The organism is Synechococcus sp. FACHB-909 (assembly GCF_014698945.1).
GTDB lineage: Bacteria > Cyanobacteriota > Cyanobacteriia > PCC-6307 > Cyanobiaceae > Cyanobium.
The window spans coordinates 187,979-208,376 of the sequence record NZ_JACJTY010000002.1 but is presented as its reverse complement, the minus strand read 5'-3'; the positions used below and the strand labels follow the sequence as shown (position 1 = coordinate 208,376).

The 20,398-nt window shown below is 71.0% G+C and carries 17 protein-coding genes; 4 read left to right on the top strand and 13 right to left on the bottom strand.

The genetic code is table 11. The features are described from left to right. The first annotated feature begins 4 nt into the window (after positions 1-4). Entirely contained in the window at positions 5-991 is a 987-nt protein-coding gene (locus H6G99_RS04380) for a hypothetical protein (protein ID WP_190610145.1), read from the top strand. Here the strand turns inward: H6G99_RS04380 and H6G99_RS04375 are convergent. From H6G99_RS04375 to H6G99_RS04365, 3 genes are read right to left on the bottom strand one after another with little or no spacing between them, the layout of a single operon-like run. Continuing rightward, complete coding sequence (locus H6G99_RS04375; RefSeq protein ID WP_190610143.1) at positions 888-2,198, bottom strand: alpha/beta hydrolase family protein; 1,311 nt, start codon at positions 2,196-2,198, stop codon at positions 888-890. The genes H6G99_RS04380 and H6G99_RS04375 overlap by 104 nt on opposite strands. A gap of 56 nt (positions 2,199-2,254) precedes the next feature. Continuing rightward, positions 2,255-3,532, bottom strand: a complete 1,278-nt coding sequence (locus H6G99_RS04370; RefSeq protein ID WP_190610142.1) for an RNA polymerase sigma factor — start codon at positions 3,530-3,532, stop codon at positions 2,255-2,257. Between the two features lies 1 nt (position 3,533). Continuing rightward, a complete protein-coding gene (locus H6G99_RS04365; protein ID WP_190610140.1) occupies positions 3,534-3,875 on the bottom strand; it encodes a YciI family protein in 342 nt (113 codons plus the stop codon). Positions 3,876-3,993: 118 nt separating this feature from the next. On the opposite strand from H6G99_RS04365, the gene grxC reads away from it, so the two are divergent. Beyond that, a complete protein-coding gene (gene grxC, locus H6G99_RS04360; protein WP_190610139.1) occupies positions 3,994-4,260 on the top strand; it encodes a glutaredoxin 3 in 267 nt (88 codons plus the stop codon). On the opposite strand, the gene H6G99_RS04355 is transcribed toward grxC, so the two are convergent. Further along, positions 4,257-4,706 (bottom strand): VOC family protein, encoded by a 450-nt coding sequence (locus tag H6G99_RS04355; RefSeq protein ID WP_190610136.1) that lies wholly within the window; start codon positions 4,704-4,706, stop codon positions 4,257-4,259. The two genes, grxC and H6G99_RS04355, sit on opposite strands and share 4 nt — an antisense overlap. A gap of 123 nt (positions 4,707-4,829) precedes the next feature. Between H6G99_RS04355 and H6G99_RS04350 the strand changes: the two genes are divergently transcribed. Beyond that, positions 4,830-7,112, top strand: a complete 2,283-nt coding sequence (locus H6G99_RS04350) for an FdhF/YdeP family oxidoreductase (RefSeq protein ID WP_190610134.1) — start codon at positions 4,830-4,832, stop codon at positions 7,110-7,112. Here H6G99_RS04350 and H6G99_RS04345 read toward each other — a convergent pair. The 3 genes from H6G99_RS04345 to H6G99_RS04335 are packed head-to-tail and all read right to left on the bottom strand — an operon-like array spanning position 7,097 to position 9,235. Continuing rightward, a complete protein-coding gene (locus tag H6G99_RS04345) occupies positions 7,097-8,173 on the bottom strand; it encodes a GTP 3',8-cyclase MoaA (protein ID WP_190610132.1) in 1,077 nt (358 codons plus the stop codon). The genes H6G99_RS04350 and H6G99_RS04345 overlap by 16 nt on opposite strands. A gap of 10 nt (positions 8,174-8,183) precedes the next feature. Next, positions 8,184-8,777 carry a molybdenum cofactor guanylyltransferase gene (locus tag H6G99_RS04340; protein ID WP_190610130.1) on the bottom strand — a complete coding sequence of 198 codons (594 nt, stop codon included), beginning with the start codon at positions 8,775-8,777 and terminating at the stop codon, positions 8,184-8,186. Then, complete coding sequence (locus H6G99_RS04335; RefSeq protein ID WP_190610128.1) at positions 8,774-9,235, bottom strand: nitrate reductase associated protein; 462 nt, start codon at positions 9,233-9,235, stop codon at positions 8,774-8,776. Before H6G99_RS04335 ends, H6G99_RS04340 begins: the two co-directional genes overlap by 4 nt. 231 nt (positions 9,236-9,466) lie before the next feature. Here H6G99_RS04335 and H6G99_RS04330 point away from each other — a divergent pair, with 231 nt between their 5' ends. Beyond that, positions 9,467-9,943, top strand: coding sequence for a redox protein (locus tag H6G99_RS04330; protein WP_094585287.1), 477 nt, complete (start codon positions 9,467-9,469; stop codon positions 9,941-9,943). 9 nt (positions 9,944-9,952) lie between these two features. Here the strand turns inward: H6G99_RS04330 and H6G99_RS04325 are convergent, their stop codons facing one another. The 6 genes from H6G99_RS04325 to H6G99_RS04300 all read right to left on the bottom strand — a co-directional run bounded on the left by H6G99_RS04325 (position 9,953) and on the right by H6G99_RS04300 (position 20,232). Further along, positions 9,953-12,088, bottom strand: coding sequence for a putative bifunctional diguanylate cyclase/phosphodiesterase (locus tag H6G99_RS04325; protein WP_190610127.1), 2,136 nt, complete (start codon positions 12,086-12,088; stop codon positions 9,953-9,955). A 157-nt stretch (positions 12,089-12,245) separates the two neighbouring features. Then, positions 12,246-14,372 carry a transglutaminase family protein gene (locus H6G99_RS04320; RefSeq protein ID WP_190610125.1) on the bottom strand — a complete coding sequence of 709 codons (2,127 nt, stop codon included), beginning with the start codon at positions 14,370-14,372 and terminating at the stop codon, positions 12,246-12,248. 30 nt (positions 14,373-14,402) lie between these two features. Further along, positions 14,403-16,829, bottom strand: a complete 2,427-nt coding sequence (locus tag H6G99_RS04315; protein WP_094585290.1) for a glycogen/starch/alpha-glucan phosphorylase — start codon at positions 16,827-16,829, stop codon at positions 14,403-14,405. A 105-nt stretch (positions 16,830-16,934) separates the two neighbouring features. Beyond that, positions 16,935-17,834, bottom strand: a complete 900-nt coding sequence (locus H6G99_RS04310) for a transglutaminase family protein (protein WP_190610123.1) — start codon at positions 17,832-17,834, stop codon at positions 16,935-16,937. Next, the gene (locus H6G99_RS04305; protein ID WP_094585292.1) at positions 17,819-18,799 is read right to left on the bottom strand and encodes an alpha-E domain-containing protein; all 981 of its coding nucleotides are present in this window, start codon (positions 18,797-18,799) and stop codon (positions 17,819-17,821) included. The genes H6G99_RS04310 and H6G99_RS04305 overlap by 16 nt, the downstream gene beginning before the upstream one ends. Then, complete coding sequence (locus tag H6G99_RS04300) at positions 18,793-20,232, bottom strand: circularly permuted type 2 ATP-grasp protein (protein ID WP_190610121.1); 1,440 nt, start codon at positions 20,230-20,232, stop codon at positions 18,793-18,795. The genes H6G99_RS04305 and H6G99_RS04300 overlap by 7 nt, the downstream gene beginning before the upstream one ends. Between the last annotated feature and the right edge of the window lie 166 nt (positions 20,233-20,398).

The following is a 20,398-nucleotide window of genomic DNA, read 5'->3' as shown; positions in this document are numbered from 1 at the left end:
CGCCATGAACCCCCTGCTCTCTGCGCAACCGCCCCCGGAACGCCGCGAGGCCATCGGCCGGGCCGGCCTGGGCAGCCTGCTGGCGATCGCCGCCGAGGGCGGGCCGCCCAGCCCCATGGCCCTGCGCACGATCACGGCCATCCGCGACCACCTGATCCGGCTGCCCATTCCGCTCGAGGAGCTCGAGCCCCTCACGCCGGAGCAGCTGGCGGCGGCGGTGCCGGAGCCCGAGTGGCGCGAGCGGATCCTGCGCGGCATGACCGTGCTGGCCCTGCTGGAGGACTCCCCTGGCGAGGCCCGCCTGGCCAGGCTGGAGGCCACGACCCGGGCACTGGCGATCGATGACGCCCCGGTGCAGGCCTTCCGCCACGTGCTCGACCACCAGTTCAACCTGGTGCGCCTCGACATCATGCGGCGGGGGTTCCAGCGGGGCGCCGCCGCGGCCTACGTGCGCGATGAGGGCCCCGCCGGCGCCCTGCAGATCGCCCGCTCGCTGCTGAACCAAGAGGATCCCGCCCTCGCCCGCCGCTACCGGGCCCTGGCGGAACTGCCCCACGGCAGCCTCGGCCGGGCCTACCTGGCCTTCATCGATGCCAACGGCTTCAGCGTTCCCGGCGAGCTGGGCGGGCCGCCGCCCCCGGTGGTGCGCCACGACTGCTGCCACGTGCTCGGTGGCTACGGCACCAGCCCCAGCGAGGAATGCGGCGTACTCGGCTTCCAGGCCGGCTTCGGCCGCAACGACCCCTTCTTCACGATCCTGTTCGGCCTGGCCCAGTTCCAGCTGGGCATCGGCTCGACCCCCGTCACGGCGGCCGAGACCGGCCAGGCGGATCCCGAGGTGATCTTCCGCGGCCTGGAGCACGGCCTCGGTGTCACCCGCGACCTGATCAGCGACTGGGATCCCTGGGACGACTTCCCCCGGCCCCTGGAGGAGGTGCGCCGCCAGTACGGCATTCGGCCCCGTCAGGCGGCGGGGGCTCCCCCGTCGTGATGGCGAAGGGTCGCTCAGGCAGGGCCCCCAGCAGGTCCGCCGGCTGCACCTGCTCCCCGAACAGGGCGAGGGCCCCGGGCCAGATGTAGGCGGTGTTGTAGGCGTTGGCCCCGTGCTTCACCCCGCCGAAGAACTCGAACAGGGCGTCGTCGTAGAAGCGGGTGCAGGTGACGGCCTGGTTGTGGAAGGCGCACAGCGGCGGGCTGGCGTGCGGATCGGAGCAGGAGAAGTAGATCGCCTTGGTCTGGCTGGCGATGGCGGAGAAGTTGGTGCCGCCGCCATCGATCGGGCCCACCCACTGGGCCGGCGGCACCAGGTCGTCGTCCGCGCCGTGCAGGATCGCCACCGGCTGGCAGAGCTGGGGGCCGGTCTCCTGGATCCGCAGGGGATCGGCGGTGAAGGGGGCGCCGAACAGCCTGAGCAAGGCGATGGCGAAGCGGGGGATGCCCATCTCCGACGCGGCGGCCGGATCGGCCACCACGATCACCCGCGGCCGGAAGCGGGCGGCCGGCTGATCGCGGAGCGCCCAGGGCAGGCTCAGGCTCAGCAGCCCGCCCAGGGAATGGCCGAAGCCGTAGACCATGGGCTGGGCCTGCCGCCAGTGGGCGTAGGCCGGCTCCCTGGCCAGATCGTCCCAGCCCGCCTCCACCAGGGCCAGAGCCTGGGCCAGCCAGTCCTTCGGCGACGAAGCCAGGCTCCTGGCCACGGTCCAGAGCAGGTGGCTCAGGTTCTTGGCGTAGGTGCGCCGGAACCAGCCGATCACCACCAGGATCAGCTCGATCAGGAGCAGCGACAGCACCACCCGGCGCAGGTCCCCCAGCGCCTCCGGACCGGCCGCGCCCTGGGGCCGGACGGCGACGCGCAATGCCTTGCTCGTCCAGGGGCCCGCCTTGGGCACCTCCTGCCAGGTCGGCACGGGTTTCCCGGGGGCAGGAGAGGGGTAGTCACTGCACTGGAAATCCGGGAAGAACACGATGTATCCCTCCGCCGCCAGGGCCAGCAGGTGGCTCTCGTAGAACGAGGGCATGCACAGGGCGAAGCCGTGCAGGTAGAGCACCACCCGCAGGGGCTGCTCCGCTCTGGCGGCGGCATCCGGCACATAGACCCGCAGGTAGTTGCCCTGCTCGTGGCAGCCCCGTTGCCAGATGGTGCAGGCGTGCCCCTCCACGTGGACGCAGCGCCAGTCGGTCGTGGTGGGCTGGCTCATCGGGTCAGGCGCAGCGGCGACGGACCATCCGCTGGCGGCGGCTGGAAACCGAGGCCTCAGGGACGCCCAGCATGCCGGCGATCACCGGGATCGTCAGGCAGCGGGGCCGGGAACGCCGCCCTGGCCCGCTCGCCCAGAAACGCCCGCACCGCCGGATCGTCCGCCAGGGCGATGGCGCGCCGGTAGGCCAGCTGGGCCTGGCTGGCCTGGCCGGTGCACTGCAGCAGGTGGGCCCGGAGCGCCCACCAGGGCTGGTGCTCCTTCAGGGCCGGCTCGGCGGCCGCCAGAGCCTCCAGTTCGGCCAGAGCCCGTTCGGGGCCAGCCAGCTCGGCCAGCACGGCGATCCGGCTCACCCGCCCCCCCGCACTCGGGGCCAGGGCCAGCAGGGCGTCGTAGAGCCCCAGCAGGGCCGGCCAGTCGACCCTGCCGTTGACGGCGCGGTGGGCATGGAGCGACTGGATCGCCGCCTCCAGCTGGAAGCGCCCGGGCCGCCCCGCCCGGGAGGCCAGGGTCAGGACCGCCTCGGCTTCGGCGATCAGGCCGGCGTCCCACAGGGCCGGCTCCTGCTCCAGCAGCGGCACGTAGCTGCCGTCGGCGGCCCGGCGGGCCCCGTGGCGCGCCTCGCAGTGCAGCAGCAGGGCGAGCAGGCCGCCGGCCTCCGGCTCCTCGGGCAGCAGGGCGGCGCACAGCCGCGCCAGCAGCACCGCCTCCTGGGTCAGCCCCCGGTCGCGGCCGTCGTCGCCCTGACCATCCCAGCCGGTGGTGTAGGCCGCGTAGATCGCCTGCAGCACCGCCGCCGAGCGGACGGGCAGGGCCTCGGCACCCGGCAGCACGAACGGAATGCGGGCCTCACGGATCTTGGCCTTGGCCCGCACCAGCCGCTGGCCCATGGTGGCCGGCGCCACCAGGAAGGCGGCCGCGATCCGGGAGGCGTTGAGCCCCAGGACGGTCTGGAGCATCAGCGGCGCCTGGATTCCCGGATCGATCGCCGGATGGGCGCAGAGGAACAGCAGCCGCAGCCGCTCGTCGGGGAACTCCATGGGCGGCTCAGGGGTGTCGGGATCCGTGGCGACGGCGTCCAGCTCCGGCAGCAGCTGCTCCAGGGTCCGGTCGCGGCGGGCCCGGTCGATCAGACGCCGGCGGGCCACCACCAGCAGCCAGGCTTCGGGGGCCCGGGGCACACCCTCGACGGGCCAGCGCCGCAGGGCGGCGAGGAAGGCATCGCCAAGGGCGTCCTCGGCGGCCGCCACATCGCCGCAGCGGGCGGTGAGCCAGGCCACCAGCTTCCCGAAGGACTGCCGTGCCGCCAGCTCCGCCGCCCGCCGCCCCTCCATCTCAGTGGGCTTCCATGGCGAGCACGGGCCGCACCTCCACGGCGCAGCGCTCCGCCGCCGGGCAGCGGGCGGCCCAGGTGAGGGCGGCGTCGAGGTCGGGCACATCGATCAGGAAGAAGCCGCCCAGCTGCTCCTTGCTGTCGGGGAAGGGCCCGTCCTGCACCTGCCGCTCCCCGTGGCGCAGGCGCACGGTGGTGGCGGTGTGGGCGGACTGCAGGGCCTCGCCGCCGGCCATGTGGCCGGCCTCGGCCAGGGCCTGGGAGTAGGCGGCGTAGGCCGGCATCAGGCCGGGACGGTCGGCGAAGTCCTGCTCGCTTTCGTAGATCAGAACGGCGTACTGCATGGTGGGGACTCGAAAGGTTGGTGGGGGACACACTCCCGAAGGGCCTGCGTCATCTCCATGACGGACGGCGGGCCGCCATTTCGACAGAATGGCCACACCCGACTCACCCGTGCTCTCCATGCCCAAGGTCGAGATCTACACCTGGCGCTTCTGCCCCTTCTGCATCCGGGCCAAGCAGCTCCTCGACCGCAAGGGCGTGACCTACGAGGAATACGTGATCGATGGCGACGAGGACGCCCGCGACGCGATGGTGGCCCGGGGCAGCGACGGCCGGCGCTCGGTGCCCCAGGTCTTCATCGACGACGCCCATGTGGGCGGCTGCGACGACCTCTACGCCCTGGAGCGCCAGGGCCGGCTGGATGCGCTGCTGGCCGTCGCCAGCTAGGGGGCGGCGCCACCCTTCCATTCCGCCAGCTCCACGGTGATGCCCTCCGGGCCGCGCAGGAAGACCAGCTTGCGGTGGTGGAACTCCATCACCGCGTTGCGGAGCTCCACACCCCCGGCCTGCAGCCGGGCCACCGTGGCCTCCAGGTCGTCGACGGCGAAGCAGATGTGGTTGAACCCCACCCGGGCCAGGTTGTCCATGGCCAGCTCGGGGAGGGGCTCCGGGTGGCGGTAGTGCAGCAGCTGCACCTCCAGCCGCGGCGTGGCGCCGGCCAGCACGAGCGTCACGTGGTCCGCCTCGATGCCTTCCACCCCCATGTAGTCGGAAAACTGGGGCCCGCTGATCAGCACGGCCTTGTCCACGACGAAGCCCAGCAGGCCGAAGAAGTGCCGGGCTGCCGCCAGGTCGCGAACGACAACGGTGACGTGGTCGAAATGCCGGATCATGGGCGCTGCCTCGCTCCGCGGCTGGCCCGATTCTCGCTGGGCACGCCACGATCCGGAGGTAGCCCCAGGCCCCCCAGCCGGGGATCCCAGCAGCCAGAGTGAGGGTCAACGCCGGCCGGCCCGATGAGCGACAACGCCAGCCCCGCCGATGCCGCCACGCCCGGCCAGGGCGGCGGCTGGCCCCTGATCGACGGCTGGGCCAAGGCCACCCTCTCGCCGCGGGGGCCGAAGCTCTGGCAGACCCTCAACCACAAGAGCGCCTGCCTCTCCTGCGCCTGGGGCACCGGCGGCCAGCATGGCGGCTTCATCGACGAGCTTGGGGAGCCGCTGCAGCGCTGCCTCAAGAGCGTCGAGGCGATCATGGCCGAGCTGCAGCCGGCGGTGAGCGAGGGGGTGTTCGGCACCTCCAGCCTGACGGACCTCCAGCGGCTCACCTCGATGGAGGCCGACCGCCTCGGCCGCCTCAGCCACCCCCTGCTGCTGCGCGAGGGCGGCAGCCACTACGAGCGCATCGGCTGGGACGACGTGTTCGCCATCGCCGAGGCCGCCTTCCAGCGCCCGCCGGAGCGGGTGGCCTCCTACAGCTCGGGCCGCTCCTCCAACGAGGCCGCCTACCTGCTGCAGCTGCTGCTGCGGGCCATGGGCTCCAACAACCTGGCCGACTGCTCCGACCTCTGCCACGCCCCCTCCACCGTGGGGCTCAATGCCGTCTTCGGCTCGGGCACCTCGATGGTGAGCCTGGAGAGCCTGCAGCAGGCGGATTGTGTGGTGCTGGTGGGCTCCAACGCCCCGGCCAACCACCCGCGGCTGATGAATGAGCTGATCAAGCTGCGCCAGCGGGGCGGCACGGTGATCGTCATCAACCCGGTGATCGAGGTGGGGCTGCTCAAGTTCGGCTCCCCCGCCTTCCCGATCCGCTCGATGCTGGCGGGCTCGGAGATCGCCTCCCTGTTCCTGCAGCCCGTGCCGGGCAGCGACACGGCCGTGTTCCTCGGGCTGCAGAAGGCCCTGCTGGAGGCCGGCGCCGTGAAGCGCGATTTCCTGGCCGCCCATGCCGAGGGCTGGGAGGCGCTGCTGGCACAGCTGGAGAGCACCTCCTGGGAAGCGATCACCGCCAGCTGCGGTCTGAGCCGCCAGGAGCTGGAGCACGCCGCCGCCGTGATCGCCGCGGCCCGGGGCGTGGTGTTCGCCTGGGCGATGGGCATCACCCACCACGCCAACGGCATCGACAACGTGCAGGCGATCGCCAACACCGCCCTGCTCAGCGGCAACGTGGGCCGGCCCGGCGCCGGCACCATGCCGATCCGGGGCCACTCCAACGTGCAGGGCTTCGGCTCGATGGGGGTCAGCGTCAAGCTGCGGGCGGAGATGCAGCAGGCCCTCGAGCAGCTGCTGGGCCGGCCCCTGAGCCGGGTGCCCGGCTACGACACCCGCGCCCTGATCGAGGCCGCCGATGCCGGCCGGGTCGACACCCTGCTGTGCCTGGGGGGCAACCTCTGGGGCGCCAACCCCGACAGCGGCGAGGCGAAGCGGGCCCTGGGCCGCATCGACACGATCCTGTATCTGGCAACCAAGCCCAACCAGGGCCATTTCCATGGTCTGGCGGCCCGGCAGACCCTGGTGCTGCCGGTGTTCAACCGCTTCGAGACGCCGCACCGCACCACCACCGAATCGGGCAACAACTACGTGCGCCTCAACGAGCCGGGCTCCACCCACCTGCGCGACGCCGACCTGATCAGCGAGGTGGCCTTCCTGGCCGAACTGGCCCGGCGCCGCATGGGCAGCGATCCGATCGACTGGGGGCGGCTGCAGGATCCGTCCTACGTGCGGGAACTGATCGGCCGCACCGTGCCCGGCTACGGCCCGATCGCCCGCATCGATGCCACCCGGCAGGAGTTCAGCGTCGAGGGGCGCCTGTTCGACACCCCAACCTTCCCCACCCCCAGCGGCCGGGCCCGGATGGCGCCCACCCCCCTGCCCGAACTCACGCTGCCGGAGGCGGAGCACTTCGGCGGCCTCGGGCCCGGGGAAACGGGCCTCGTGCTGGCCCTGATCACGGCCCGCAGCTACGGCCAGCACAACACCGTCGTCTACAAGGCCGGCGACAGCTACCGGGGCATGCCCCATCGCCACACGATCCTGATGAACCGGGCCGACCTGCGCCGCTGCGGCCTGGCGGCCCACCAGCGGGTGACGGTGCAGGGCGAGGCGGGCGCCCTCGAGGGGGTGGAGATCATCCCCGGAGAGATCCGCGAGGGCGCCGCGCTGATGTTCTATCCAGAAGTGAACGTGATCATGAAGGCCGTCATCGACCCCCGCTGCGGCACCCCGGCCTTCAAGCGGGTGCCGGTGCTGGTGCGGGGGGCGGTGGCTGCCGCTGCCGGAGCAAATCAGCCCCCCAGGTAGGCCATCTCCGCCGGCGCCGGCCGCCGCTCGGCCGCCTCCTGCCGCTCCTCGCTCCAGCGATCGCGGCGGGCGCGCCAAAGCCCCTCCAGCGCCTGCCGCAGCCGGCCCGGCTCTGGCTGGGGCCGCAGCCAGGGCTTGAGGTCGGTGCCATCGGCGGCGAACAGGCAGCTGTAGGCCACCCCGTCGGCGGTGATCCGCAGCCGGTTGCAGTCGCCGCAGAAGGGCGCCGTGATCGAGGCCACCACCGCCAGGTGGGCGCCGCCATCGGCTCCGGCAGCGTCAGCGGCGCGGTCGCGGTAGCGCCAGCGGCCGGCGGTGCCGTGGGGCGCCCGTCCCACCGGCTCCAGCGGCCAGGCCGCCCCGATGCGGGCCACCATCTCGGCCGCCGGCAGCACCTGCTCCGGCTCCCAGCCGTTGCGGTTGCCCACATCCATGAACTCGATCAGGCGCAGCTCCAGCCCCTGCTCCCGGGCCAGGGCCGCCAGGGGCAGCAACTGGTCGGCGTTGCCCGAGCGGGTGATCACCGCATTCAGCTTCAGGGCGCCGCGGGCCGGATCGAAGCCGGCCTCCCGCGCGTGCCGGATCGCCGCCAGCACCTTCTGGAGCACGGCGTCACCGGCGGCCGCGCCCCCGAGGCCGGCCATGCGGGCCACGCTGGCCCCGTCGGTGCCATCGAGGCTGAGGGTGATCCGGTCGAGCCCCGCCGCCTTCAGCTGCCGGGCCCGCTCGGCCCCCAGCAGCACCCCGTTGCTGGTGAGGGCGATCTCCCGCAGGGCGCCGCGGGGATCGCCGGGGTCCCGCCGCCGCAGCGGCTGCAGGGCGGCGATCAGCTCCTCCAGGCGCCGGTGCAGCAGGGGCTCGCCGCCGGTGAGGCGCAGGGTGTGCACCCCCAGACCCACGGTCGCCTCCACCAGGGCCACCCGTTCCGCCAGGGTCAGCAGGTCGGGCGGGTCCTCGAGATCCGGACAGCAGTAGGGACAGGCCAGGTTGCAGCGGGCCGTCAGCGACAGCCGCAGCACCCCCAGGGGGCGGCCATGCAGATCCAGGGGACGCTCCGCCATGGCAGGCAAGCTAGGGCCACAGGCCGGTGGCGTCGTCGGGGGTGTTGGCATTGCGCAGGCCCGCGGCCGGCAGGGCCACCGGCACCACCACCTCGCCCGCCAGCCAGTCCTGCAGCCGCCGGCCGCCCGCCGCCGTGAAGGCACCCAGCCGCGCCCGCAGACCAGGATCGGCCGGATAGACCCCCAGCAGCGGCTGCAGCCGCCGGCCGTCGTGGGCCAGGTGGATGGCGGCGGGACCAGTGGCGGCCCCCACCAGGGCCTCGAGGGTGGCGGCCTCCAGCCAGGGCATGTCCACCGGGCAGAGCAGCAGGCCCTGGCCGGGGTGGTGCGTCATCAGCCGGTCGAGGGCCAGCAGCGGCCCCTCCCGGGGTGGCGGCTCCTCCAGGACGCTGATCGGATGGCCCAGCCCGTCCCGCAGGGGCAGCGCCAGATCATGGTGGGCCCGGTGGTGGCTGACCAGGGTGATCGGCAGCGGCAGCGCCGCCAGTCGCCCGAGGCTGAACTCCAGCCAGGTGCCCCCGGCGGGGTGGGGCAGCAGGGCCTTGTCGGTACCCATGCGGCGGCTGGCGCCGCCGCTGAGCAGGCAGGCCCGCAGGCCGCTCATGCCAGCAGGGCGAATTCCGCCAGGGCCCGCGGCAGGTTGCGGTGCTCATGGCCCGGATGGCTGAGCTTCACCAGGGCGAAGCGCTGCAGCTCATCGAGCTGCCCCCAGGCGTGGGGGGGCAGGGTCAGGCCCAGCTGGCGGCAGGAGGCGAGCAACACCTCCGGGGGCTCGTCGCCCTGCTGCCACGGGGCGCCGCAAGCAGGCTCCAGCCGCCCGGCGGCGCCGGCGGCCATGGCGGCCGTGCGCTGGGCGAGCCAGTGGTCCAGCGCCGCCAGGGCCTCGGGATCGTCGGGCCAGTCCAGCAGCCGCTGCCGTTCCCCCTCGTCGAGGTCACTCCAGTGCACCAGCTTCAGCTTGACCCCCACCAGATCGAGCTTGCGCCGCACGGCCATGGGGATGCAGCGAAGGTCGCCGACGAAGTCGGCCTCGAAGCCGAAACAGTGGTCGTGGCGGCCCATGGGTCCGGGGCGCAGGAGGCCCACCCTAGGCAGCACCACCACCGGAACTGGCCCAGGCCCCACGGCCTTTCGTAGCCGATCTCACCGTGGGACCCCACCAGGATTAGGTTCACTGAAGAGACCGCAGAGGCTTCTCACGGAGTCGCTCCCATGACCGCCACCGTCCCGTCGAGAGACGAGCTGCAGGATCACCGGCCCTCCGGGGCCAGCCAGGGTCCCCGGCCCGCTCCGATGTTCGAGCTGATCCCCTACGAGAAGTTCCGCGACACGCCGTCGGTGCGGTTCTTCGACATCACCGTGCCCACCTCGAACAAGCGGGATCTGGTGGTCCACTCGGGTCCGGCGGTGAGCCCGCCCGACTGCCCGGAGACCGGCAGCTGGCAGTTCTATCTGCACCCCCACCAGGAGGACAACCTGCTCGCCATGCACGGCGGCCGCACCTTCTTCCTGGTCAATCTCGGCTGGAACTACCCATATCACATCGTTCGCCTCGACTGCGGCGGCGACATCCTGCGCATTCCCCCCGGCACGTTCCACCGCTCCGTCTCCGATCCCGATGGCTCCCTGGTGCTCAACCAGGCCGTTCGCGAGGAGGGCGCCAGCGTGGTGCGGGAGTTCCGGGTGTACAACAGCCACCGCATCCCCCGGCTGTTCGCCGTGACCTCCAAGACCGCCCCCCTGCCCAAGCTCCACGGGGTGAGCTGGTAGGCCGGGTCTTCAGGCCACCGCCGCGCCGGCCAGCAGGCTTTCAAAGGCCTCGGCGGGCATCGGCCGTCCCAGCAGGAACCCCTGAAACTGATCGCAGCCGAGGTTCTGCAGCATCCGCAGCTGTTCGGCGGTTTCCACCCCTTCGGCCAGGGTCATCAGCCCCAGTTCCTTGGCCATCACGATCGTGGCCTTGACGATGGCCAGGTCGGCATCGTCGTTGCCGAGCCGTTCCACGAAGAACCGGTCGATCTTGAGCTTGTCGAGGGGCAGGGAGTGGAGCATGGCCAACGAGGAGTAGCCCGTGCCGAAGTCGTCGATGGCCAGGCTGAAGCCGCTCTCGGCGAGCTGCCGCAGCTGCTCGCCGGCCCGGTCGGGATCGTTCAGCAGGGCTGTTTCGGTGATCTCCAGCTCGAGGTTCTCCGGCACCAGGTCGTAGGTGTTCAGCGCCCCGGCCAGCAGCTCGGAGAGGGAGGGATGGTCGGCCCCCAGCTGCAGGGCCGAGATGTTGATCGCCAGCTTTCCCGGCCGCAGCCCCTGGCGATGCCAGGCGTGCAGCTGCCGGCAGGCCTCCTCGATCACCCACAGGCCGATGGTGTGGATCTGGCCGGTCTTTTCCGCCAGCGGGATGAAGACGTTGGGGGACACCATCCGACCGTTCTGATCACGCCAGCGCAGCAGGGCCTCGGCCCCGGCGATCCGGCTGCCACCCCGATCGATCTGGGGCTGGTAGAAGAGGCGCAGCTGCTCCCGATCGATCGCCCGGCCCAGGCTGAGCTCCAGCTCGAGGCGCTCCCGCAGCTGCAGGCTGATCTCCGGGGTGTAGAAGCGCAGCTGGTTCTTGCCGTTCTGCTTGGCCTCCATCAGGGCCGTGTTGGCGCAGCGCAGCAGGGTGTCCGGGTCGGTGCCGTGGTCGGGGGCCAGGGCCACCCCGAGGGAGGCGCTGGGCTGGACCGCCAGACCGGTGCCCATCCCGGGGGTGTTGCCGAGGCTGCGGCGGATCTCCTCCGCCCACTGCAGGGCCTCGAGCCGGTCGGCCATGGCCACGGGCCGCAGCAGGATGAACTCGTCACTGCCCACCCGGGCCAGCCAGTCGTCGGGGCGCAGCAGGTGCCGCAGGCAGCTGCCGCTGGCCTGGAGCACCTGGTTGCCGATCTCATGGCCGAGGCTGTTGTTGATCGACTGGAAGTTGTCAAGGTCGAGGTTGATCAGGACGATGCCGTGCTCCCTGCCGGCCGTGCGCAGCAGGCGGGCCAGCTGGCGGACGGTGGCGGCCTTGTTGGGAAGCCGGGTGAGGGGATCGACGAAGGCGATGCGCTCCAGCCGCTGCTGGATCTCGTGCTGTTCGGTGATGTCCTGGACCGTGCCCAGCGTGGTGAGCGGCGCACCGTCGTCGCCGAGGACGGTGCGCCCCCGCTCCAGCACCACCTTGAGGCGGCCATCGTCGAGCAGCAGCCGGTACTCGATCCTGTAGGGGCGGCCGGAGCGGGTCGCATCCTGGAAGGTGGCCTCCACCAGGGCGCGATCGTCCGGATGCACCTTGCCGAGAAACAGCGCATAGGTCAGGGCCCCCACGTCCGGGGGGATGCCCAGGATGCTGTAGGTCTCCCTCGACAGGAGCAGCTCGCCCGTGAGGTGGTTCAGCTCCCAGCTGCCCACATGGGTGAGCCGTTCGGCCTCCTGCAGCAGCGAGCCCAGCCGGGTGCTTTCCCGCAGGGCCGTGTCCAGTTCGGTGCGGTCACGGTGGCTCACCAGGGCCACGAGCCGGCCGCAGAGATTGAGCACCTGGTAGCTCACGGACACATCCCGGCAGGCGCCGGAGCGGGCCCGGTGGCGCGTGGCGAAGCTGCCCCTGGGCTGCTGTCGCATCGCCCGCAGCTGGTCGCGCATCAGGTCGTCGGCCAGCTCCCCATCCGCCTGAATCGCCGCCGGATTCAGGGTGAGGAAGTGCTCGCGGGCGTAGCCGAGCCGCTCATGGGCGGAACGGTTGCAGTCGATGAAATGGCCACTGGCCAGATCAAGCACAACCAGATCATCACTGCCCAGATCGGCAGCAAAACGCAGTGCATCGCCGACGCTGTCGACGCAAGGAATCAGCCCCTGTTCCGCCGGGGTGCTGAACCAGAAGGATTGCACTGACGGTTCCATTCACGGCAGATCTTAGGCAGCGTTTTCATTGCTGACCAGACTGGGGAAGAAAAGCCCCTGCCAGGCTGAAGGACGGCGGGATGACGGCCTTGCTCCTGAAGATTTCACTGGAGGCCTGGGCAGCCCAGGGCCTCAAAAGTGAGGAAAAGAGAAGAATTCAACGCCCCTGATCGCCCGTCCGCACTTGGTTTTCGTCAATCCGCAGATCGATGGTGAGATCCGTCGGGCGCTGGCGTCCCTGCCAGGGGGGAGCCTCGGGCACCGGCTCGGCCACAGGTGACGGAGCGGCATCAAAGCGGTGGCCGTCCGGGTGCAGCTGGAAGGCCCGATCGCCGCCGGGGGTGCGCACGATCAGCTCCAGGGGCATGTGGGGCTCGATCGCCGGATGCAGGCACGGGTAGAGACGCTGGAAGCGGAAGCGGACCGCCAAGGGCCGGTCGGCTCCGTCGGCCGCGGGCTCCAGCGGCAGGGGCCGGCCGTTGATGAACAGCCCGCAGTCGCGGCGGAAGGCCCCATTGGCCACCACCTCGAAGCGGCGCAGGGAGCCGTCGATGAACCGGCTGGTGAACCCACCCTGCACCGGGGTGTCGCAGATCAGGGGCCAGGGCTCTGGGGCCGGCCGCAGCTCCAGGGCGGGTGCCGCGCCGGTGGCGCCGGCCTCCCCCTGCCAGCGCAGCAGGGGCGGGAAGCGCCACTCCCAGATGGCCCGGAACGGCGCCGGATCGAGGGCCAGGCCGTCGGCCGCCAGGTCGGCCAGGATGGCCTCCAGATCGGCCCACAGCTGGCTGGGCAGCAGCTGGCGGTCGTGCAGAGCCGATCCCCAGTCGTGCAGCCGGTCGGGCCGGTGGCGGGGCTCCAGCAGGTGGGCCGCCAGGGCGCTCCACAGCAGGGCGATGGTGCTGCTCCACTCCATGCGGGGCAGGCTCTCCAGGGCCCGGAACTCCACCAGGCCCAGGCAGCCGGCCGGGGCTCCGGGGTTCCAGAACTTGTCGAAGCTGATCTCGCTGCGGTGGTTGTTGCCGCTGCGGTCGGCGTGGAGATGGCGCAGCGTCTCGCCGATCAGGCCACGGACATCGCCGAAGGGTTCGCTCGAGGGCTGGCCCTCCGCCTGCTCGATGGCGCGGTAGGCCAGCTCCAGGTCGAAGCATTCGCCGATCGCCTCGTCCGGCCTGGGCGACTGGGAGGCCGGCCCCACCCCGGGGCCGCAGAACAGATACGCCAAAGACGGATGCCGTTGCCAGTAGCGCAGGATCCCCGTCAGCCAGGCCGGCCGGGAGAAGAAGGGATGGTGGGCCAGGTCGGGACCACCCCAGAGCAGGTGGTTACCGCCGCCGGTGCCCTCCTGGCGGCCGTCGCCCAGGTCCTTCCAGCTGCGCAGTCCGACGCGCGCGCCGACCTCCTCCAGCCGCTGCAGCCACTGGTGGTACTCCAGCCAGCTGTGGCAGACGGGCAGGTTGATTTCCAGCACCCCGGGGTCGGCCGTCAGGCCCAGCACCTGCCAGCGCTCGCCGGCATCGAGGGGCAGCACACCGCTCAGCCGGGGCGCCGCCAGCGGGCCGAGGCTGTCGGCCACCGCCTGCAGCAGCAGGCGCAGGGGTTCCCGCTCCAGGGGGGGAAGGAACAGCTCCCAGCCCTCGGGGTCCACCTCCAGGGTGAGCACCTGGCGGGGCACGTCCTCGGGCAGATGCTCCAGGGGCAGGCGCAGGCCGGCGGGACCGGGGGCACCGGTGAGTTCCCGCAGGCCCTCCTCCAGGGGCCAGGGCGCCACCGCCCAGGCCACCGCCGCCGCCGGGTCGTCCGCCTCGGGCGGCGCCACGCTCAGGGGGGCGGCCCAGGCCCGGCGCTCGGGATCGAAGGGGTCCCGCAGCAGCACGGGCTGCAGGCGGATGCCCAGCCGGGCGCCCAGCTGCTCCAGCCAGGCCGGGCCGGCCTCGGCCGTCAGCGGTGTCCCCTCCAGGCCGGGCTGGCAGAGGCCGGGCCAGCGCACCGGCGCCGTGCCGTCGTCCCCCAGGAACAGCCGCAGGGCCCAGCGGGGATTGACTTCGCCGTCGTAACGCTTGCCGGGGCAGTACAGGAGGGTGCTGCCGGGCCAGACCCGCTGCTGCAGATCCCGGGCCATGGCCCGGGCGATGGGGAGCTTGGTGGGTCCATCGGCGGTGACGCTCCACTCCGGCCCCTCCGGCTCGAGGGGCACCAGGGTGGGCTCACCGCCGAGGGTGAGCTGGATGCCGGCGGCCCTCAGGCGGGACTCGGCCGCCTCGGCCACCCTGTCCATCCAGCTCATGCGGGCCAGCTCATGCGGGTTGCGGGAGGCTCATGGGGACGGGCTTGGAATCACGCTGCAGGAATTGACAGGAACCGGAGCCACCTTCCAGATGCGCTCGGCGTACTCCTGGATGGACCGGTCGCTGCTGAAGAAGCCACAGCGGGCCGTGTTCAGCACGGACATCATGCTCCACCGTCCGGCATCGCACCAGGCGCTGTCGACCTCGTTCTGGGCGCGGCGGTAGTCGCCCAGGTCGGCCATCACCCGGAAGGGGTCGCTGCTGCAGAGATTGGCCAGCAGCGGATGGAACAGGTCGCGGTCGCCCTCGCTGAAGTGGCCCGAACCGATCAGGTCGATGGCCTCCTTGGCCAGGGCGTCGTTCTCCAGCCAGGGCATCGGGTGGTAGCCGTTGCGGTTGATGGCGGCCAGCTGCTCGGCGGTGTGGCCGAACAGGAAGAAGTTGTCGTCACCGACCCGCTCGCGGATCTCGATGTTGGCCCCGTCGAGGGTGCCGATCGTCAGGGCGCCGTTCAGCGACATCTTCATGTTGCCCGTGCCGGAGGCTTCCATGCCGGCGGTGGAGATCTGTTCGGACAGGTCGACCGCCGGGTAGATCTTCTGGCCCAGCTTGACGCTGAAGTTGGGCAGGAAGATCACCCGCAGGCGGCCGTCCATCGCCGGGTCGATGTTGATGATCTCCGCCATGCCCACGATCAGGCGGATGATCAGCTTGGCCATGGCATAGCCGGGGGCCGCCTTGCCGCCGAAGATCACCGTGCGCGGCGGCAGGTCCTCCCCGGCCCGCAGGCGCAGGTAGCGCTCCACCACCTGCAGGGCGGCCATGTGCTGGCGCTTGTACTCGTGGATCCGCTTCACCTGCACGTCGAACAGGGAGGAGGGGTCCACCAGCACGCCGGTGTCCTGGCGGATCGTCGCCGCCAGGCGCTCCTTGGCCTGCTCCCGCACCCCCTGCCAGCGCTCCAGGAACGCCGCATCGGTGGCCAGGGGCTCGAGCTGGCGGAGCTGGTCGAGGTGCCGGCACCAGTCGGTGCCGATGGCGTCGTTGAGCAGGGCGGCCAGGGGCGGGTTGGCGACCGCCAGCCAGCGCCGCGGCGTGACTCCGTTGGTGATGTTGGTGAAGCGATCCGGCCACACCCGGGCGAAATCGGCGAACAGGTTCTCCTTCAGCAGGCGGCTGTGCAGTTCCGCCACGCCGTTGACCGTGTGGCTGCCCACCACCGCCAGGTGGGCCATGCGCACCTTGCGGTGCGGCCCCTCCTCGATCAGCGACAGCCGCTCCAGCAGCTCCGGCTGGCCGGGGAAGCGGATGCGCAGGGTGCGCAGGAAGCGGGCATTGATCTCGTAGATGATCTGCAGCTGGCGCGGCAGCAGCTGCTGGAACAGCTCCAGCCCCCAGGCCTCCAGGGCCTCGGGCAGCAGGGTGTGGTTGGTGTAGCTGATCGTGGCGGTGGTGATGCTCCAGGCGGTGTCCCAGTCGACGCCGTGGACGTCGATCAGCAGACGCATCAGCTCCGCCACGGCGATCGCCGGGTGGGTGTCGTTGAGCTGCACCGCGAACTTGCGGTGGAACTCGGTGACTGGGATCCCCTGGCTGCCGAGGATCCGGAACATGTCCTGCAGCGAGCAGGAGACGAAGAAGATCTGCTGGCTGAGCCGCAGGCGCTTGCCCTGCTCCAGCTCGTCATTGGGATAGAGCACCTTGGAGAGGGTCTCCGACTGCACCTTGTGCAGCACGGCCCGGGTGTAGTCGCCGGCATTGAAGGAGGCGAAATCGAAGGCGTCGGGCGCCTGGGCCGACCACAGCCGCAGGGTGTTGGCGGTGTGGACGCCGTAGCCCAGGATCGGGGTGTCGTAGGCCACGCCGATCACGGTCTGGCCGCCGATCAGCACCGGATAGCTCCATTCCGGCCGGATCACCTCCCAGGGGTTGCCGCGGGCCAGCCAGGGATCGGTGCTTTCCATCTGGCCGTTGGGGCCGATCTGCTGGCGGAAGATGCCGAACTCGTAGCGGATGCCGTAGCCGATGGCCGGCAGCTCGAGGGTGGCCATCGACTCCTGGAAACAGGCCGCCAGCCGGCCCAGGCCGCCGTTGCCCAGGCCCGGTTCCGGCTCCTCCGCCAGCATCTCGTCAAGGGTGAGGCCGAGGGCCTCGCAGGCGGCCGCGGCCTCCTCCCGCAGCCCGAGGCTCACCAGGTTGTTCTCCAGGTGGGGGCCCAGCAGGAATTCCGCCGACATGTAGGTGGCGGTGCGGACGTGCTGGCTGGTGTAGGTGTCGGCGGTGTCGACCCAGCTGGTCAGCAGGATGTCCCGGACCGCCAGCGACAGGCAGACGTAGTGGTCGTGGGTGGTGGCGAGGGAAGCGGACTTGGCCTGGCTGGAGAACAGATGGCGCCGCATCGCCTCCAGGAGGGCCTGGCCCTTGGGCGGGCACGCGGCGGGTGTGGGGCTGGCCATGGGGATGGGCGGCGAGCGACGAAGTGGCACCAGTCCTGGCCTGGGGAGTGCCGCCGCCGCTGATGCATCGGCTACCAGCGGGCGCACCTTAAGAGTGGCTTCGCTTCAGCCGTGCAGCACCTCGTGCCAGGCGGAGCCCATCGGCGTGGGCTCCAGCAGCTCCGCCTCGATGGCCCATTCCAGCTCGCTGTCCACCCCCGTGGGGCCCGAGAAGCTGCCGTTCACCGCCGCGGTGAGGGTGGGCTTGGAGGAGGTGGCCAGGGTGATGTAGCGGTCGTCGACGCTGCCCATGCCGCTGGGGTCGAACCCCCGCCAGCCCGCCCCGGGCAGGTAGACCTCCGCCCAGGCGTGCAGGTCGTACTGCTTCGGCTGTGGCTCCACCAGGTGGTAGCCGCTCACGAACCGGGACGGCAGGCCGACGCAGCGGCAGGTCTCGACCATCAACATCGCCAGGTCGCGGCAGGAGCCGACCCGCTCCTTGAGGGTGCGCCCCGCCGGCCAGGCCGGCCCCACGTGCCGCTGGGTGTACTTGACCCGGTCCTTGATGATCTCCACCAGCTGCTCGAGGAACATCAGCCCCCGCTGGTCACTGCCCATCAGCGCCTCCTGGGCCAGGTCCACGGCGGCGGGGTCGTGCTGGCCGTTGGGCAGCCAGCCCTCCAGGGAGCCCAGCAGATCGCCGTTGAGGTGGCCCACCGGATAGGGCAGCAGCGGCTCCTGGTCCTCCAGGCAGGTCGCCAGGGCCGGGGGCTGCTGGGTCTCCACATCGCTGATCGCCTGCACCCGGAAGTGCTCGGTGCTGCCCGTGAAGCGGGCCCGCAGGATCTCATCGCCGCTGGCGGCCAGCAATGGGTAGAAGCAGGACGGCTCCGGCGTGACCGCCAGGTGGAAGTGCAGCAGGCGCTGGAAGCCGTGGCCCCGGGGCTTGAGGCAGAACCGGTGGGGACCCAGGAAGACCGGAGCGCTGTAGCGGTAATCGAAGGTGTGGGTTATGCGGGCTCGCATGCCGCCTCCTGACTGGCGGTGGTGCCGGCGGGGGCGATGAAGTAGCGCGCTTCGATCAGCTCATGCAGGCGATTGAGATCGGACTGGAAGTTGTCGATGGCTTCATGGAGCCCGGTGGCCACCAGCTCGTCGATCCTGGTGAAGCTCCAGTGGGCCAGGGTGAGCCCGATCAGGCACTCCAGATCGTCGGCGGGGCGGGGAACGGAGCTGCCGCGGATGATCCGCAGCGTGTCGCTGATCCGCTCCAGGCAGTAGCGCACCGAGCGGGGGAAGATCGGATCGAGCAGCAGGAAGGCGGCCACGGCCTTGGGTTCGATGGCCTGCTGGCTGGACTGGCGGAACATCTGGTAAGCCCCCGCCGAGCGCAGCAGGGAGATCCACTGCAGCTCGTCGAGCACCCCACCCACCTCCTCGGGGGACGGCAGCAGCAGGAAGTATTTGACGTCCAGGATCCGGGTGGTCTTGTCGGCCCGCTCCAGCAGCCGCCCCAGCCGGCTGAACTGCCAGGAGAGGTCGCGGCTGAGGGTGGCGTCGGTGATGCCGTAGAAGAGCTGGCAGGCGCGGCGGATCTCCCGCAGCTGCTCCTGGGGCGGCTGCCGCCAGAAGGCCTCCTCCTGCAACGTCCAGTAGATGTCGTTGATCTGCTCCCACATCTCCGTGGTCATCACCTCCCGGATCTGACGGGCGTTCTCCCGGGCATTGGCAATGCAGTTGAGAACGCTGCTGGGGTTCTTCGCCTCCCGCACCAGGAAATGGATCACCGCGTCAGGCGTGACCACCGGATAGAGCTCATCGAAGAGCTTGCGGTCACCGCTGGCCTCGATCAGGGGCAGCCAGGGCTCGGCGCTGCCGGGGGGACAGTCGAGGGCCATGGCTTCGCTCACCTCCACGAACCGGGAGATGTTCTCGGCCCGCTCGACGTTGCGGTTGATCCAGTAGAGGGAGTCGGCGACGCGGCTCAGCATGGGGCTTCATCCACGATCCAGGTGTCCTTGCAGCCGCCGCCCTGGGAGGAGTTGACCACCAGGGAGCCGCGACGCAGCGCCACGCGGGTGAGGCCGCCGGGGCTCACCCAGGCCTCCTTGCCGCGCAGCACGTAGGGCCGCAGATCCACGTGGCAGGGATAGAGCTCCCCTTCGCTCAGGGAGGGCACGGTGGAGAGCTCCAGGGTCGGCTGGGCAATGTAGTTGCGGGGGTTGGCCTGGATCTTGACGGCGAATTCGTCGATCTCCGCCTGGCTCGCATGGGGGCCGATCAGCATCCCGTAGCCGCCGGCCTCCGCCACGGCCTTCACCACCAGCTCCCCGAGGTGTGCCAGCACGTAGGCCTGGTCGTCGGGGCGGGAGCAGATGTAGGTGGGGACGTTCTCGATGATCGGCTCCTCGCCCAGGTAGTAACGGATCATCTCGCCCACGTAGGCGTAGATGAGCTTGTCATCGGCCACGCCGGTGCCGGGGGCATTGGCGATCGCCACCCGACCGGCGGCATAGGCCCCCATCAGCCCCCGGACACCCAGCAGCGAATCGCTGCGGAACACGGCCGGGTCGAGGAAGTCGTCATCGATGCGGCGGTAGATCACGTCGACCGTCTCCAGGCCGGCGGTGCTGCGCATCCAGACCCGATCCCCCTCGCAGACCAGGTCGCGTCCCTCCACCAGCTGGATGCCCATCTGCTGGGCGAGGTAGCTGCGCTCGAAGTAGGCGCTGTTGAACACTCCCGGAGTGAGCAGCACCACCTTGGGGGTGTCGGTCCAGGGGGCCAGCTCCCGCAGGGTCTGCAGGAGGTGGGAGGGGTAGTCGTCGATGGGCTGCACCGTGCGGCCGGCGAACAGGCTCGGGAACATGCGCTTCATGACGCGCCGGTTCTCGAGGAAATAGGCCACACCCGAGGGACAGCGCAGGTTGTCCTCCAGCACCCGCCAGGTGCCGTCGCCGTCGCGCACCAGATCGAGGCCGGAGATGTGGCACCAGCGGCCGAGGGGCGGACGGAAGCCCTGCATCTGGGGCCGCCAGCCCTGGGAGCTTTCGACGTCGGCCCTGGGCACCACCCCGTCGGCAAGGATCTTCTGGTCGCCGTAGACGTCGGCCAGGAAGCGGTCGATCGCCTCGAGGCGCTGGAACAGGCCCCGCTCCAGCCGCTCCCAGTCCCGGGCTCCGATCAGGCGGGGGAGGGGATCAAAGGGGAGGATCCGCTCGACGCCTTTGCTGTCGGAATCGTTGAGCCGGAAGGTGGCGCCGAGCCGCTTGAGCAGCATGCCGGCGGCCGCGTGGTTGCGGTTCAGCTGGTCGAGCCCCATCTGGCCCAGGGAGGACAGCAAGGGGGTCAGGGTCGCCCTCGGCTGGTCGGTGGCGGTGAAGTACTCGTCGTACCCCTGGTTCGGCTTGTATTGACTGAACATTCCACACCCGTCCGCGCGCCTGGATCCTGCAGTGCCGCCGGGGTGGCCACCCGTTGCCGTTGCTACGAAACCCGGGGTGACCTGGGCCTCTGCGGGGCTAGCGCTTCATACGAATAGCGTTTTTATAAGCAAGGGCCGCTGTGGGATACGCAGGGTTCAGGATGGA